Annotated in this window: 11 protein-coding genes; 7 read left to right on the top strand and 4 right to left on the bottom strand. The window is 57.4% G+C overall.

The genetic code is table 11. The features are described 5' to 3' along the window. Window positions 1-90: 90 nt before the first annotated feature. The 5 genes from ACR0K4_RS17235 (at window position 91) to ACR0K4_RS17215 (ending at window position 9,496) form a co-directional block, all read left to right on the top strand. Window positions 91-3,396, top strand: coding sequence for an ATP-binding protein (locus tag ACR0K4_RS17235; RefSeq protein ID WP_480854957.1), 3,306 nt, complete (start codon window positions 91-93; stop codon window positions 3,394-3,396). A 412-nt stretch (window positions 3,397-3,808) separates the two neighbouring features. Then, the gene (locus ACR0K4_RS17230) at window positions 3,809-5,719 is read left to right on the top strand and encodes an extracellular solute-binding protein (RefSeq protein WP_480854956.1); all 1,911 of its coding nucleotides are present in this window, start codon (window positions 3,809-3,811) and stop codon (window positions 5,717-5,719) included. A 1-nt stretch (window position 5,720) separates the two neighbouring features. Continuing rightward, complete coding sequence (locus ACR0K4_RS17225; protein ID WP_480854955.1) at window positions 5,721-6,815, top strand: microcin C ABC transporter permease YejB; 1,095 nt, start codon at window positions 5,721-5,723, stop codon at window positions 6,813-6,815. After that, a complete protein-coding gene (locus tag ACR0K4_RS17220) occupies window positions 6,816-7,922 on the top strand; it encodes an ABC transporter permease (RefSeq protein WP_480854954.1) in 1,107 nt (368 codons plus the stop codon). Continuing rightward, on the top strand, window positions 7,919-9,496 hold the full coding sequence (locus ACR0K4_RS17215; RefSeq protein WP_480854953.1) for an ABC transporter ATP-binding protein: 1,578 nt from the start codon (window positions 7,919-7,921) through the stop codon (window positions 9,494-9,496). Before ACR0K4_RS17220 ends, ACR0K4_RS17215 begins: the two co-directional genes overlap by 4 nt. A 28-nt stretch (window positions 9,497-9,524) precedes the next feature. Here ACR0K4_RS17215 and ACR0K4_RS17210 read toward each other — a convergent pair whose 3' ends face one another. From ACR0K4_RS17210 to hemN, 3 genes are all read right to left on the bottom strand, one after another. Beyond that, window positions 9,525-10,010 (bottom strand): DUF995 domain-containing protein, encoded by a 486-nt coding sequence (locus tag ACR0K4_RS17210; RefSeq protein ID WP_480854952.1) that lies wholly within the window; start codon window positions 10,008-10,010, stop codon window positions 9,525-9,527. 83 nt (window positions 10,011-10,093) lie between these two features. After that, entirely contained in the window at window positions 10,094-12,028 is a 1,935-nt protein-coding gene (locus tag ACR0K4_RS17205) for an elongation factor G (RefSeq protein ID WP_480854951.1), read from the bottom strand. Window positions 12,029-12,242: 214 nt separating this feature from the next. Continuing rightward, window positions 12,243-13,598, bottom strand: a complete 1,356-nt coding sequence (hemN, locus tag ACR0K4_RS17200; RefSeq protein WP_480854950.1) for an oxygen-independent coproporphyrinogen III oxidase — start codon at window positions 13,596-13,598, stop codon at window positions 12,243-12,245. A gap of 61 nt (window positions 13,599-13,659) precedes the next feature. On the opposite strand from hemN, the gene fnrL reads away from it, so the two are divergent. Further along, the gene (gene fnrL / locus ACR0K4_RS17195; protein ID WP_480521758.1) at window positions 13,660-14,403 is read left to right on the top strand and encodes a transcriptional regulator FnrL; all 744 of its coding nucleotides are present in this window, start codon (window positions 13,660-13,662) and stop codon (window positions 14,401-14,403) included. 45 nt (window positions 14,404-14,448) lie between these two features. Further along, window positions 14,449-14,703 (top strand): GlsB/YeaQ/YmgE family stress response membrane protein, encoded by a 255-nt coding sequence (locus tag ACR0K4_RS17190; RefSeq protein WP_480521759.1) that lies wholly within the window; start codon window positions 14,449-14,451, stop codon window positions 14,701-14,703. Between the two features lie 54 nt (window positions 14,704-14,757). On the opposite strand, the gene ACR0K4_RS17185 is transcribed toward ACR0K4_RS17190, so the two are convergent. Further along, window positions 14,758-15,597 (bottom strand): universal stress protein, encoded by an 840-nt coding sequence (locus ACR0K4_RS17185; RefSeq protein WP_480521760.1) that lies wholly within the window; start codon window positions 15,595-15,597, stop codon window positions 14,758-14,760. Window positions 15,598-15,681 lie beyond the last annotated feature (84 nt).

Below are 15,681 nucleotides of genomic sequence, written 5' to 3'. Positions count from 1 at the left end.
CCGGTTATTTGGCGGATTAAGTTAACAAGGAGATGCTTGCTGTTAGAGCGCATGTAGAGATCATGTTGCTACCGCAAGCAAAACTTATTGATGTCCGATACAGCGTCCTGGCTAAAGAAAAATGGGTTGTCCAAGTATGCTGCTGCTTTTGCTGAACACGAGGTCGAATTCGGCGAACTGTCTGAATTAACTGACGCAGACCTTGTCGTCATCGGCCTCCCTCTGGGCCCGCGGAGGCGTTTCCTGAAAGCCGTTCGCGCCAGGTCGGAAAATGGGTTGCACCCGCCCGTCATATCCGGCGGTCCCGAGATCGTGGCGGAGCGGCGACAGCTTACGGTCATGTTTATCGATCTCGTTGGGTCAACGGAAATAGCGCAACGCGTTGATCCGGAGGATCTGGCCGATGTTCTGCGACTTTTCAAAGAAACCTGCGCCACGGCTGTTGCTGCGTTTGATGGCCATATTGCCAGCTATTATGGCGACGGGATCATGGTATTTTTTGGATTTCCACATGCGCATGAAGACGATGCCGAACGGGCCATTCGCGCGGGCCTGCGGATCATCGATGAGGTTCCGGCTATCCGAACCCACGCGAAACTCAATGTTCGAATAGGGATTGCAACCGGATTGGTCGTCGTCGGCGATCTGCGGGGCGAAAAAATGTTCGAAGACGGCACGGCGATGGGCGAGACGCCCAATCTGGCGGCACGCCTTCAGGCAATGGCGGACCCGGGCACAATGATCGTCGCCCCAACCACTCATCAGTTGGCCGGAGATGCTTTCGAGTATGTCCTGCGAGGCGCGTTCAAGCTCAAGGGCTTTGTCAAAGAAGTCGAAGGTTGGCAAGTGACCGAGGCACGAGAGACGGTCAGCCGCTTTATGGCGATAGATGACGTGATGCTCAAACCGTTGATCGGGCGAACGGCCGAACTGGATGACCTGAACCACAAGTGGGACCTTGCCAATAGTGGCCAGGGGCAAGTTGTGCTGGTGTCAGGTGAACCAGGCATTGGCAAGTCGCGCCTGATTGAAGAATTTAGGCAGAACATTTCGGAGTTGCTCCACAAACAAGCGCGGTATCAGTGTTCTCCATACCATTTTGCGACCACACTCTATCCCGTTATTCGGCGTCTCGAAGGGGCCGCTGGTCTTCGATCCGACGAGCCAAATGACGTCAAGCTTGAAAAAATCCGCGCCGTATTGAGTGATAAATCCGACGAAGCGTTGAAATTGGTGGCATCGCTTTTGTCGATACCCTTCGAAGATCGTCTGGGGCCTTTGGATTCGACACCACAACAGATCATGGATCAATCTCTGGATTTGTTGCTGAACAATCTGTCGTCCGAGGCCACGGATCATCCGGTTCTTGTCCTGTTTGAAGATGCACATTGGGTTGATCCGACGACCAAGCTGCTGCTGGATCGCATCGTGGCCCGAATTCGTCATCTTCCCGTGCTTGTCATCATCACATTCCGGCCCGAGTTTGATCCGGGTTGGACGCTGCAGTCGAACCTTAAAAAGGTCGTTTTGAAACCGTTGGATTTTCAGCATGTCAAAAACATCGTGGACGAGGTCGCCAAGGGCGAGGCGATCGCCGATGAGATGTACGATCTGGTCGCGGCAAGATCGGATGGTGTGCCGCTATACGTAGAAGAGGTGACTAAGGACCTCCTTGAATCGGGCCTCCTGATCAAGGGTAGGGACACCTACACGCTGGGTGGGGCATCGCCGGCAAATTCTGTTCCGAGCACCTTGCATGATGCACTGATGGCGCGCCTGGACCGCTTGAGCTCGGCCAAAGAGGTCGCACAGATCGGCGCTGTTATTGGGCCTCAATTTACCTATCCGTTGATTTCAAAGGTGGCTGGCATCAGCGACAAAGCGTTGCGTGCCAATCTGGATCTTTTGGTAGAGGCAGGCATCGTTTCAGTTGATCGGACCGCCGATTTTGAAACGTTCAGCTATTGCCACGCTCTCATTCGTGACACTGCCTATAATAGTCTGCTGAAACGGGAGCGGCGAATTCTGCACGCGGGTGTCGCGCAACATCTGGGTGATGTGTCAGTACACACTGGTGATGCAAGCCCGGAAATTCTGGCGCACCATTACACTATGGCGGGCATGAACAAGGAAGCCGTCGATTATCGATACCTTGCAGGTCAGCGGGCAGTCCAGCGATCTGCCAATACGGAAGCAAGCACCCAATTGTCCCTTGCGATAGAGCAGCTTTGGAAGCTCGATCAGAGTGTTGAAAGGGACAGAAGGGAAATCGAGATTCAGGTTCTCAAAGCTGGTGTTCTACGATCGACTGCGGGAATCGCTGCCGATGAAACCGGTTCCGTTTACGCAAGAATACGTGACTTATGCGAGCGTGTCGGAGAAACGGAGCAACTGTTCCCGGTTCTCAATGGATTGTATTCCTTTCATTTGGTGCGTGCAGAATATGATTTGGCCAGAACTGTTGCAGCGCAATTGCTGAAGTTGGCGACATCAACGCGTGAAACGCAGCATCAGATGGTCGCACATCGCGCGATGGGTGCGGTACTGTTCCATATCGGAGAGCTGAGACCGGCCCACAAGCATTTGAGCACAGCGCTGGACCTCTACAGCCGGGAGCGCGATGGGCATCTGGCCTTCATTCACGGTTCGGATCATGCGGCCATCACCTCATGTTTTCTGAGTTTGGCTGTCTGGATGCAGGGAGACCCGGACAAAGCCTTGGATATCCAAAATCGAGCTGTGGCTGGTGCAAAAGAGCTGGAGCACGCACACAGCATCGCACAGTCTTTGACCTATCTATGCATGCTTCACCTACTGCGTCGTGAGCCAGATAAAGTGCTGGAAGTGGTAGAACAGCTTGAAGAGCTGTCCATTAAACACTCCTTCGGATTCATGAAATTGACCGCGAGCCTGTGGCGAAGTTGGGTGAACGCCGATGTCTCGCCAAATCAGGAAACGATCAGCGCATTACACGAAGCGTCGATCGCGTGGTGGGAAAGTGGTGCAGGAAACTACAAACCGTTCTTCTTAACTTTAGTTGCCGAGCTCACTCTGAAAATAGGTGACCGTGAAGGGGCCTTGAGCTTGTTGGCTCAGGCGCGTGAGCAACAGCATTCGACAAATGAAGGGTGGGCCCGATCCGAGACGCTTCGAGTCTACGCGCTCGCACGTTGCGAGAACGAGCTGGCGGAAAAGGAATTTCTTGAAGCTTTGGCCGCTGCCAGAGAGCAGAACGCAAAGATGTTTGAACTCCGAACGTCGGTAGATTACGCAGAGCAATGCAAACTGTTTGGGCAGATGCAAAGGGCAATATCTGATCTTCGTACTGCTTTGAATGGGATTGCAGGAGGTGAGTCTACGATCGATGTGACGGATGCATCCAAGCTCCTGGATTGAAGACCACTAAACTAAACCTCATATTTTTCCAGGCATCCTGATCTACTCCCCAAAACTCCCGCGCTGCATGTCAAGTGTTGGAAGTTCGGCTGCAAAACGCGTGCAATAACAACGTGAGCCGCGCAATAGCGAGCTTTCTGTGTAGTATGAAACGCATCGTGGGGTGTACTTGAAAACGCGGCCGAGATTTCGGGTATCCAGAAAGATCGCGCACCAAATTCAGTAACCAGATATGCCTTTTGTTTTACCCATTAGGCAATTTGGACGGTGATAACCGCTTCACGGACACTGATTTTTGTATAAGAAGAACTTCACAAAGCGTTCACGCATTCTAAACTTGAAACTGGCACTGCTGGCTTTTTAGCTGGCGCATACGAAGATCAATGACGTCAACGACCCAGAGGATGAGCATATGAAACCCCTCCTGCCCGCACTGCGTATTTCGTCTCTTCGGCCCTGGGTGACAGGGTTTGGTGTTTCGGCGATGCTGGCGCTTTGGGCCGGAAGCGGGGCGATTGCGGCAGAAGACAAGATCACCCGCAGCCATGGCTATTCCTATTTTGGCAACCTCGACTATTCCGCTGATTACCCGCATCTGGATTACGTCAACCCGGATGCGCCAAAAGGTGGACAGTTGTCGCTGGCCGGATCTGGCACATTTGACTCGTTGAATCCCTATTCACGCAAAGGGCGGGCCGGGGCGCTGACAACGCTGCAATATGACTCGCTGATCGACAGCACAGCAGACAGTGTCGGGCAGTATTATGGCGTGTTGGCCGAAAGCATGGAGTATGATGAAGGACGCAACTATGTGATTTTTTACATGCGTCCCGAAGCGACCTTTTGGGACGGAACGCCGGTGACGGCCGAGGATGTGGTTTACAGCCACCGTTTGTTCATTGAACAGGGCCTGCCTTCATATGCGCAAGCCGTGGGCCGCATGGTCCAAAACGCCGAGGCGCTGGATGATCACATCGTCAAATTCAGTTTCAGCCCCGAAGTAACCCGTCGCGGACTGATCGAGACCGTCGGCTCAACCCCTGTGTTTTCCAAGGCCTGGTTCGAAGCGGATGAAAGCCGTCGTCTGGATGAACCCCGGCTTGAGGTGGCAATTGGTTCGGGGCCTTATAAGCTGGACAGCTACGACATCAACCGCCGGATCGTTTACAAGCGACGTGATGATTACTGGGGGCAGGACCTGCCGATCAATGTGGGTCGTAACAATTATGATGTTATCCGGGTCGAGTATTTCGCCGATCAGACAGCGGCGTTCGAAGGATTCAAGGCCGGTGAATACACCATGCGGATCGAAAGCGACCCCAAGCTTTGGGCGTCAAGCTATGACTTCCCGAAACTGAACGAAGGCACGGTTGTACAAGACGAGATTGCGGATGGCAGCCCGCCCACGCCATCGGGATTTGTTTTCAATCTGGGCAAACCGCAATTTGCCGACAAAAACGTCCGCAAAGCCATTGCGCTGGCGTTCAACTTTGAATGGGCCAACGAGTCGCTGATGTTTGGACTGAACACTCCACGCAGTTCGTTTGTGCAGGGCACGCATCTTGAGGCCACCGGCGCACCTGAAGGAGCCGAGCTGGCATTTCTGCAAACTTTGGGCGACGTTGTTCCGCCAGAGGTGCTCAGTGAACCGGCGCTGGTGACTCATGAATCCAATCCGGCACGTCTAAATGACCGTCGCAACCTGCGCAAGGCGTCGAAACTTCTGGATGAGGCCGGCTGGCCGGTCGGAGACGGGAATCTGCGCCGCAACGCGGAAGGCCAGACTTTGAAAGTCAACATCCCTTATGCATCCAGTATTCCGACATCGACCGCGACGATGATCGAGACTTTTGTGCAGAATTTGCAATCCATCGGTGTAGATGCCTCGGCGGAAAAGGTGGATCCGTCACAGTTCACCCTGCGCCGCCGCGAGCGGGATTATGACATGGTGTATTCGACACGTTACGGATCATTCCTGTCCACCGGTGGCGGTCTGAGCCAGATGTATGGCTCGGAAGAGGCAGCGTTCAGCCTGTTCAACCCGGCCGGTCTGGCCAGCCCTTTGGTGGACGCGGTGATCGAAGCGTCCTTTGATACCACAAATCAGGCGGAACAGGATGCGGCCCTTATGGCGTTGGACCGCGTGTTGCGTTATGAGTTCTTCGTCATACCGGACGGGTATGTCGCGGATTACTGGACAGCCTATTACGACATGTATGAATACCCCGAAAACCTGCCGCCCTTCACGCTCGGCTATCTGGACCTGTGGTGGGTGAACCCCGAAAAAGAGGCCGCTTTGAAAGCGAAAGGCGCGCTGCGATAATATGGGCGCCTATATTCTAAGACGCCTGTTGCTGGTCATTCCGACCCTTCTTGGCATCATGATCGTCAATTTCACTTTGGTGCAGTTCGTGCCGGGTGGACCGATTGAGCAGATTATCGCGCAGATCGAAGGTCAAGGCGACGTGTTTGCGGGTTTCGCGGGCAGTGGCGATGCGGGTGCTGCCGCAGAACCCGCCGGTGGAGGGTTCGACGACAAATATGTCGGTGCGCGCGGCCTGCCGCCCGAGTTCATTGCTGAGCTTGAGAAAGAGTTCGGGTTCGACAAACCACCGTTGGAGCGGTTCCTGTCGATGATGGGCAACTACCTGACGCTGGATTTTGGCGAGAGTTATTTCCGCTCGATCAGCGTGATTGATCTGGTGCTGGAAAAGATGCCTGTGTCGATCTCGCTGGGTCTTTGGTCCACGCTGATCGCCTATCTGGTGTCGATCCCGCTGGGTATTCGCAAGGCGATCAAGGATGGCTCGACCTTTGATACCTGGACCAGCGGAGCGATCATTGTCGCCTATGCCATTCCCGGTTTCCTGTTCGCCATTCTGTTGTTGGTGCTTTTTGCTGGCGGATCCTACTGGCAAATTTTCCCGCTGCGGGGCCTGACCTCGGACAATTGGGAGAGCCTCAGCCTGTTCGGTAAGATTGCCGATTATTTCTGGCACATCGCGCTGCCGATTATCGCGCTAACCATCTCGGCCTTTGCGACGCTGACGCTGCTGACCAAGAACTCGTTTCTGGATGAGATCAAGAAACAATACGTCATGACCGCCCGCGCCAAGGGGCTGAGCGAGCGTAAGGTTCTGTATGGCCATGTCTTCCGCAACGCGATGCTGATCGTGATTGCGGGCTTTCCGGCGGTGTTCATCGGCGTGTTCTTTGGCGGGTCTATCATCATTGAGACCATCTTTTCGCTGGATGGTCTGGGCCGTCTGGGCTTCGAGGCCGCCGTGGCGCGTGATTATCCGGTGATTTTCGGCACGCTGTTTATCTTTGGCCTGATGGGGCTGGTCGTCGGCATCATCAGCGACCTGATGTATGTGCTGGTCGACCCCCGCATCGATTTCGAAAAGCGGGAGGGATAAATGGCGCTTTCCCCCCTCAACCAGCGCCGCTGGCGCAACTTTCGGCGCAATGGTCGGGCGTTCTGGTCGCTGATAATCTTCTCGGTGCTGTTCGGCCTGTCGCTGTTTGCTGAGTTCATCGCCAACGACAAGCCGATCCTCGTGAAGTACCGGGGCGATCTTTATATGCCGGTCTTCAAATTCTATGCCGAGACCGAGTTCGGCGGGGATTTCCAGACCGAAGCCATCTATCGCGACCCCGAGGTCATGTGCCTGATCGACAGCGGTGGTCTGGACCAATGTTTCGATGACCCGGAAGGTATCGTTGATGAGATCAAGGCGGGCACGTTCGAAGCCGAAGGGTTCGAACGCGGTTGGGCCATCTGGCCTCTGATCCCCTATTCCTTCAACACCAGCGTGGATCGCCCCGGGGCCGCGCCTCTGCCGCCCAACGGTCAGAACCTGCTGGGCACCGATGACACCAAACGCGACGTGCTGGCCCGGGTGATCTATGGCTTCCGCCTGTCGATCCTGTTCACGCTGATCGTCACCGGGGCAGCCAGTCTGATCGGCATCTTCGCCGGGGCCATTCAGGGCTTTTTCGGCGGCTGGCTGGATCTGATCTTCCAACGCATCATCGAAATCTGGTCGTCCACGCCCTCGCTCTATGTCATCATCATCATGTTCGCGATTCTGGGGCGAAGTTTCTGGCTGCTGGTCATCCTGATGATCCTGTTCAGCTGGACCGGATTGGTGGGCGTTGTCCGCGCCGAATTCCTGCGCGCGCGGAACCTTGAATATGTCCGCGCCGCGCGGGCGCTGGGTGTGGGCAACATGACCATCATGTTCCGCCACATGCTGCCCAACGCGATGGTGGCCACACTGACCTTCATGCCCTTCATCGTCACCGGCACCATCGGCGGGTTGGCCTCGCTGGACTTCCTTGGCTTTGGCCTGCCATCGTCAGCCCCGTCGCTGGGGGAACTGACCTTGCAGGCGAAACAGAACCTGCAGGCGCCGTGGCTGGCCTTCACCGCCTTCTTCACCTTTGCCATCATGCTGTCGCTGCTGGTCTTCATCTTCGAAGGCGTGCGCGATGCGTTTGATCCCAGAAAGACCTTTTCATGAGCCTGTTGGATGTGAACAACCTCAAGGTCTCGTTCCGGCAGGACGGGCAGGTGTCGGCGGCGGTCAAAGGCGTGTCCTTCACCGTGGATCGGGGTGAGACGGTGGCGTTGGTGGGCGAATCCGGCTCGGGCAAATCCGTGACCGCGCTCAGCACCGTGTCGTTGTTGGGCGACAGTGCGATTGTCGAAGGGTCCGTTACTTATGACGGGCAAGAGTTGATCGGCGCATCCGACGACAAGTTGATGGATGTGCGCGGCAACGATATCAGCTTTATCTTTCAGGAGCCGATGACCTCTCTCAACCCGCTGCACACGATCCAGAAGCAGATGGCGGAATCGCTGGCGCTGCATCAGAATGTTTCCGGGGATGCCGCGCGGGATCGGATTATCGAGTTGCTCACCAAGGTCGGCATTCGTGATCCTCAGGATCGGCTGGACAGCTATCCGCATCAACTGTCAGGCGGGCAGCGACAGCGGGTGATGATCGCCATGGCGCTGGCCAACAAGCCCGACATCCTGATCGCGGATGAGCCCACGACCGCGCTGGACGTGACCATTCAGGCACAGATTCTGGAGCTGCTTGCCGAGCTGCAAAAATCCGCGAATATGGGGATGCTGTTCATCACCCATGACCTTGGAATTGTACGCCGGATAGCCGACCGGGTCTGCGTGATGAAAGACGGCGAGATTGTCGAAACCGGTGTCACCACCGACATTTTCGACAATCCTCAACACCCCTATACACAAAAGCTGCTGGCGGCAGAGCCTTCTGGACACCCCGATCCGGTGGCGACCGACGCCGAAGAGGTCGCCCGCACCGATCATCTGAAGGTCTGGTTCCCGATCCAGCGCGGGTTTCTGAAACGCACCGTCGGCCATGTGAAAGCGGTAAATGACGCGACGCTCAGCGTCCGTGCAGGAGAGACGCTGGGCATTGTCGGCGAAAGCGGCTCGGGCAAGACGACGCTTGCCTTGGCCATCATGCGGCTGATCGCGTCCGAGGGCGGGATCACCTTCCGCGATCAGGACGTGCGTCGTTGGTCCACGCGTGAGTTGCGGCGACTGCGCAAGGATATGCAGATCGTGTTTCAGGACCCGTTCGGCAGCCTCAGCCCGCGTATGACCTGCATGCAGATCATTGCCGAAGGGCTGGCGATCCATAAAATCGACCCCCACCGCGCCCCTCGTGAGCTTGTGGCCGAAGTCATGACCGAGGTGGGTCTGGACCCCGAGGCGATGGATCGCTATCCGCACGAGTTCTCAGGCGGGCAGCGCCAACGGATTGCAATCGCGCGCGCCATGGTTCTGCGCCCCAAACTGTTGGTGCTTGACGAGCCCACCAGTGCGCTGGACATGACGGTGCAGGTGCAGATCGTCGATCTGCTGCGCGATCTGCAGCGAAAATACGGGCTGGCCTATCTGTTCATCAGCCACGACCTCAAGGTTGTGCGCGCTATGTCCCACAACGTCATCGTCATGCGCAACGGCGACGTGATCGAAATGGGCAAAGCCGAAGACCTGTTCGAAAATGCCCAAACCGACTACACTCGCGAACTGATTGCAGCGGCGGGATAGGGCGGGTCTGACCCCGCCCTAAAAGGCATTAAAGGCCCAGATCTTTCGAAATCTTGTTGAATTTCGATTTGGCTGCGTCCCCGTTGACCTGTTTTTCCGGTTTGTGCCGGTACCACTCGGTCTTGTCGGGCATGTATCTTTCCCAAATCTGACCATCCGGCGCGGTCACGAATTCCCAGCATTCCTCGTAGGGGTCGGACTTGGTCTGTCCATTTTCGGACCAATACCATGTGGTCTCGTTACAAAGCCGCCCCCGCGTGGTGACAAACCACTTACCGATTCCGACCGCGTCACCCTTTTTGTTGATGCCCTTGTACTGCCCGCCCGGACCCCAATAGGCATGGCCACCACCGTTCCAGTTCGACGTCTTGCCATTATAGAGTTGGGCGATGACCTGCGGGTCGGTCTTCTTGGCCCCTTTGGGTTTGCCCTTGGCGGCGGCTTGGCCCGCCCCCGCAGCGATCAGGGCGCAAATTGCCAGCGCTCGAAACGCTGTGTTTGAAATTGTCATCATAAACTCTCCTACAAAAAATGGGCTGAAATAGCCCGAAACAACCTAGGCCCCTGAATGCCCGGGGCCCAGGATTACGGATCAGGTCAGTGCGAATGCGCCAGTTTTTCTTTGTTCTGGGCATTTGGCACAGGCCCGCGCAATTCTTCGTAATGATCAAAGCTCAGCTTGACCCAGCCGGTGCCGCGCGTGGCACTGGCCAGGGTCCGGTGTAACTCGTCTTCGGCGACAGCGGGCAGTTGGGCGTTGAAAATCTCCCATCCCGAAGCGTTGGGATTGCCTTCGAAACCCAGAACCTGCCCTTGCAGAGAGCTGATGGTTGGCACCAGATCACCCACGAAGTCCGAGGGCAAGTGGATCTCGGCAGTCAGAATCGGCTGCAGGACAACGGGTTTCGCCTGCGGCAATGCCTCGCGCACCGCGTTCTTGCCTGCGGTGCGGAACGCATAGTCCGAGCTGTCGACATTGTGGTGTTTGCCGTCGCTAAGCGTGACTTTGACATCGACCACGGGAAAGCCTTCGGGGCCTTGTTCCAACGCGTCCTTGGCACCGTGCTCGACAGACGGGATATAGTTGCGGGGCACCACGCCGCCCTTGACGATCTCTTCGAACTGAAAGCCCGACCCGCGTGGCATCGGAGCGATTGTGATCACCACATCCGCGAATTGTCCCGCACCGCCCGATTGCTTACGGTGCCTATGGCGGTGCTCGATCGGCGCGCGGATGGTTTCGCGATAGGCGGTTTCGACCGCGTCGGTTGCGATCTCGATCCCGAAATCCTCGGCCAGTTTGGCGGCGACCCGGCGCATATGCTGCGGCCCTTGCGAGCCCAGCACCGCGTGACCGCTGAGCTCATCCTGTTGCAGATGCAGGCCCGGGTCGATCTCGACCAGACGGGTCAGCGCGTTTGACAGACGCACGTCATCGCGTTCATGCGCCGGCATCACCACCTGCCGGTGCGCTGCCGGGTGTGATGAGGCCCATTCCGGCAGCGGCGTCGCCGTGCTGCTGTCATAGAGATTGCCGGGATTGAGGTGGTCGGATTTCACCGCCAGCCCAATCTGCCCGGCCTCCAGCGCGCCAATCTGCGTCTTGGCGTCCAGCGTGGTCAGATTGCCGACCGTCTCGCCGCCCAGATCAGCGTGGGCTTTGACGCCCTCGCCCAGACCGCGCAGGACGGTGATCTTGCCGATATGTTTCTTCACATCCGCGAAACCGGCAATGGCACGCGCGTTTTCGGCGGCCTCGTCACGCCCTGCGGCGATGTCGAACTCGGGCGCTTCGTGGCGCAGGGCTTTCATCAGCCGGGTCAGGCCGTTGCCATGGCTGGCGGCCCCAAGACAGGCCGGAATCAGCTGGTGGTTCTGCAGGACTTGCGCCGCCAGATCATAGACCTCGGCGCTGGGGGGCTGCTTGTCTTCGATCAACTGCTCCAGCAGGTGATCGTCGAAATCCGACAGGGTCTCCAGCAACTCGGTGCGTGCTTCTTGTTCGCGATCTTCGACCGACTGCGGCAGTTCGATCAGGGCCGAGGGCTGCCCTTCCTGATACTTCCACGCCCGTTCCGAGATCAGATCGACCGCGCCGATGATCGTGTCGCCTTCGCGGATGGGAACCTGCCGCAGCGCGATGTGATGGGTGCAGTAGGTTTGCAGCGCCGAGATGATGTCACGGATACGCCCGTTGGGATTGTCCATGCGGTTGATGAACAGGAAACAGGGGATGCCAGCCTCTTCCACCAGCCGCAGATAGGGCGCACACAGAACGGCGGCATCCGGGTCCGGCGGTACAACCACCACAGCCGCGTCAGATATGGCCATGGCGGGGCCGACATAGGCCAGATTGTCGCCGCCCCCGTCCACATCAATGGCGCACCACGGTTCGTCCAAATAAGAAAAACCGTGCAAATGCACGGTTCCGGACACATCAAATGTTGTCGGCCGGGCGTCGAGGCGGCTGATGGCCTCGACCAGGGTTGTTTTGCCCGATTGGCTGGGGCCGAGGACGGTGAAAACGCGCATGGGTGCTGTCCCTCTTTCAGTTGCAATTTGGCTGCACGAAAGGGGTTGTCGAACGCGGATGCGTCGGCACGGTCTGTCTGGTACTCGGCCTGCCTCGGGCGGCGGAGAGATGCGGCTCTCCACCGCTCAAGTGTGGAGAATATCAGAGGCGGGCGTCAAGCCCCTCATGCAGGTTTGAGGTGAACCGGTCGAGTGGCCGACCGGTTCAAATAGGTCATATTGCCGAGCTGTGCCCCGCCTTGCTTAGGTCATAGGTGTCAAAGCTGCGGGCGATCATACGGGTCAGTGCGCGGGCTTCGGGCGGGATGAACAGGCCCTTGTCGGTGATGTTCAGCAGGTTCTCGAACGCTGCATTGGCCGAAAGATACATCTGCTGCAACTCGCTGGCCGAGATGTCGTGGTCTCTCAGAATCTCGGCGGTGTCGATCTGGAAATCGCACATCAGGGCCTCGATCAGGCGTGAACGCAGAATGTCCTGCCCTTTGAACAGATGTCCGCGTGCCGTCGAGAACTGACCATCGCGAATGGATTTGGTATACGCGGACGTAGCTGACGCGTTCTGCGCATAGCCCTGTGGAAACCGAGAGATCGAGCTTGCGCCCAGACCGACCAGAACGTCTGCCTGATCGTCGGTATAGCCCTGAAAATTCCGCTTGAGCTGTCCCGCCTGCAGCGCCCGTGTCAGGCCGTCTTCCTGCGTGGCGAAGTGGTCAATGCCAATTTCTGCGTATTTGTCCCACAGGAACAGGCGTCGCGCCGTTTCGAACAGCTCCAACCGTTGTTCCGGCGTTGGAAGGGCGTCTGACGGGATCATCTGCTGCCGCTTTGCCATCCATGGCACATGTGCATAGCCGTACAGTGCCACGCGATCCGGTGTCAGCGACAACAACTTTTGCACACTTTCCGTCATGCGCGCCTTGGTCTGATGTGGCAGACCGTAAAGGATGTCGGCATTCAGGCTGGTGATGCCGCGGGCGCGGATCATGTCCACGGCCTTGCGAGTGACGTCATATCCCTGAATGCGGCCGATGACTTTCTGGATTTCATCATCGAAATCCTGAACTCCGATCGAAGCGCGGTTCATTCCGGCTTCTGCAAGCGCATCAAGACGGGCCTCATCGATCTCATTCGGATCAATTTCGACCGAGAACTCGGCGTCCGGGCCCAGCGGCACCACGTCGAGGATGCGCGCGGCCAAATCGCGCATCAGGTCGGGATTCAGCAGCGTTGGCGTGCCGCCGCCCCAATGCAGACGCGACAGTGTCACGCCTTCGGGCAGGCGCGCCGCCAGCAGGTCCAGCTCGGCCTTGAGCACATCCACATAGGCAACCACCGGATTGTCGGTCTGCGTGCCCTGTGTGCGGCAGGCGCAGAACCAGCACAGCCTGCGGCAGAAAGGAACGTGGACATAAAGCGAAATGGAGCTTCCGGGAGTGATTCCGGATATCCAGTTTCCAAACAGGTCGGGGCCCACATCGTTGCTGAAATGGGGGGCGGTTGGATAGCTTGTATAACGCGGAACCTTCGCGTCAAAAAGTCCAAGCCGCGCCAATTGTGGTTTGATTGTCATAGCGCTACGGCTATAACAGGGAATGGGTCTGTTCTTTGACCGAGATCAAGTGGACGCGCGAATGAACTTGAAAGCTTTACTGGAGCATGGCAACTGCGGCGACTGTCCGATCAGACATCGGGCAGTATGTGCGCATTGCGATGCTGACGAGCTGGAAGAGCTTGAAGGCATTAAATATTATCGCAGCTTCGAAGCTGGTCAGACTGTCATCTGGTCTGGTGATCCGATGAATTTTGTCGGCTCTGTCGTGTCCGGAATCGCCTCGTTGACGCAAACGATGGAAGATGGCCGCACGCAGATGGTAGGGCTGTTGCTGCCCAGCGATTTTGTGGGCCGTCCGGGGCGCGATTCTGCGCCTTATGACGTGATCGCGACCACCGATCTGGTCATGTGCTGTTTCCGCAAGAAGCCGTTCGAAGAGCTGATGATGAGTACGCCGCATATCGCGCAGCGCCTGCTTGAAATGACGCTGGATGAACTGGATGCGGCGCGTGAATGGATGCTGGTTCTGGGTCGCAAAACTGCCCGTGAGAAAATCGCCAGCCTGCTGTCGATCATCGCGCGTCGTGATGCGTCCATCGCCAAGTCCGGCATGTCCGGCCCCATTGTGTTTGACCTGCCTCTGACCCGCGAGGCGATGGCCGATTACCTGGGTCTGACGCTTGAAACAGTCAGCCGCCAGATTTCAGCTTTGAAAAAAGATCAGGTCATTGCTCTGGAAGGCAAGCGCCACGTCACAATCCCGGATATGGGGCGCCTGATGGAAGAGGCCGGTGACGACACAGACGGTGGATTTCTGGTCTGAGACCTGATCTGATCCGCGCAAGCCCAATGTGATCAGGAGTGTAGCATGGTATTCAGCAGCGTTTTGGCGATGCTTTTCATCGGCGCGATTGCCGGATGGCTGTCCGGGCGCATCATGGAAGGGCGCGGCTTCGGTCTGATCGGCAACATCATCGTCGGTGTTGTCGGCGCATTTCTGGCCGGTACAATCTTTCCCGCCTTGGGCTTTTCCGTCGGAGGTGGCTTCTTTTCTTCAGTCCTTTTCGCCACGATCGGTGCGGTGATCCTGTTGTTTGTGATCGGCTTGGTGCGCAGGGGTTAAACGAACCCAGCCGCCCTGACGACAGGGCAGCTGCTTCACTTTCATGCCCGCCGTTTAATGAGCCAGAAAGACGGGCACGGCGGATTGTTCCAGCATGTTGCGTGTCGCACCGCCCAGAATGGCCTCGCGGAAGCGCGAATGCCCATACGCCCCCATGACGATCATATCCGCCTCGGTATCCGCGGCGTGACGGTTGAGGATGTCCGATACACGGGTCATCGTCTTGCTAAGCACGTCAATCTCGCATTTGACGCCATGGCGCGCCAGCATTTGCGACAACATCCCACCCGGGTCCGAGCGATCCGGGCCATGCCGGGGCGGATCGATGACGACGATCCGCGCCAGATCGGCCTGTTTCAGGAAGGGCAGGGCGCAACGGATGGCACGCATGGCCTCGATGCTTTCGTTCCAGCCGATGATGACAGTACTGGGGCGCGAGATAGGGCGGGCGTCATCGGGAACCAGAAGAACCGGCGCGTGGCCCTCGAACATCGCAGCCTCGACAATCGGCTCAGCTTCGGCTTCACGATCCTTGCCATAGGGCAGGGGCAGCACTACCAGATCCGAGAATCGCGCCCGCCGGGCGACGTGGCGGCTGAGGTCAGCGATTTGCGCCACACCATTCTCGGCCGACCAGCGTATGTCCGATTTGCCCAGATAATCTTTTGCAAAAGCCAGCACCTCTTCGGCTTCGGCATTCGCCCGGCTCAGCGTTTCCTGCAGGATCAGTGCGTTGGCTCCGGCGTAATAATACCCGGTCTGGCTGCGATCAACGCCCAGGCACAAGGCCTCGGCATGGGCATCCTGCGCGTTGGCAAGCGTTACAAGCTGAGCAAGGGCCGCCTTGGACAGCTCGGTTTCGGTCATGACCGTGAGAAGAGATTTATACGCCATGTCGCCCTCATTCCATTGCACGCCGCTGCGTGATCCGCGCGCGTGTTCACCTAAGATACCTGTCACAGAAAACAGCGCCTTGTC

This window comes from Ruegeria sp. K11, from assembly GCF_056531905.1.
Note: the sequence above shows the minus strand (reverse complement) of the source record. Positions and strands in the feature narration are given on the sequence as shown.

What these genes read in the sequence shown, in the direction of transcription:
- ACR0K4_RS17215 (WP_480854953.1), top strand. Translation starts at nt 7,919, where the DNA reads ATGAGCCTGTTGGATGTGAACAACCTCAAGGTCTCGTTCCGGCAGGAC.
- ACR0K4_RS17225 (WP_480854955.1), top strand. Translation starts at nt 5,721, where the DNA reads ATGGGCGCCTATATTCTAAGACGCCTGTTGCTGGTCATTCCGACCCTT.
- ACR0K4_RS17190 (WP_480521759.1), top strand. Translation starts at nt 14,449, where the DNA reads ATGGTATTCAGCAGCGTTTTGGCGATGCTTTTCATCGGCGCGATTGCC.
- hemN (WP_480854950.1), bottom strand. Translation starts at nt 13,598, where the DNA reads ATGACAATCAAACCACAATTGGCGCGGCTTGGACTTTTTGACGCGAAG.
- ACR0K4_RS17185 (WP_480521760.1), bottom strand. Translation starts at nt 15,597, where the DNA reads ATGGCGTATAAATCTCTTCTCACGGTCATGACCGAAACCGAGCTGTCC.
- fnrL (WP_480521758.1), top strand. Translation starts at nt 13,660, where the DNA reads ATGAACTTGAAAGCTTTACTGGAGCATGGCAACTGCGGCGACTGTCCG.
- ACR0K4_RS17210 (WP_480854952.1), bottom strand. Translation starts at nt 10,010, where the DNA reads ATGATGACAATTTCAAACACAGCGTTTCGAGCGCTGGCAATTTGCGCC.
- ACR0K4_RS17220 (WP_480854954.1), top strand. Translation starts at nt 6,816, where the DNA reads ATGGCGCTTTCCCCCCTCAACCAGCGCCGCTGGCGCAACTTTCGGCGC.
- ACR0K4_RS17230 (WP_480854956.1), top strand. Translation starts at nt 3,809, where the DNA reads ATGAAACCCCTCCTGCCCGCACTGCGTATTTCGTCTCTTCGGCCCTGG.
- ACR0K4_RS17235 (WP_480854957.1), top strand. Translation starts at nt 91, where the DNA reads ATGTCCGATACAGCGTCCTGGCTAAAGAAAAATGGGTTGTCCAAGTAT.
- ACR0K4_RS17205 (WP_480854951.1), bottom strand. Translation starts at nt 12,028, where the DNA reads ATGCGCGTTTTCACCGTCCTCGGCCCCAGCCAATCGGGCAAAACAACC.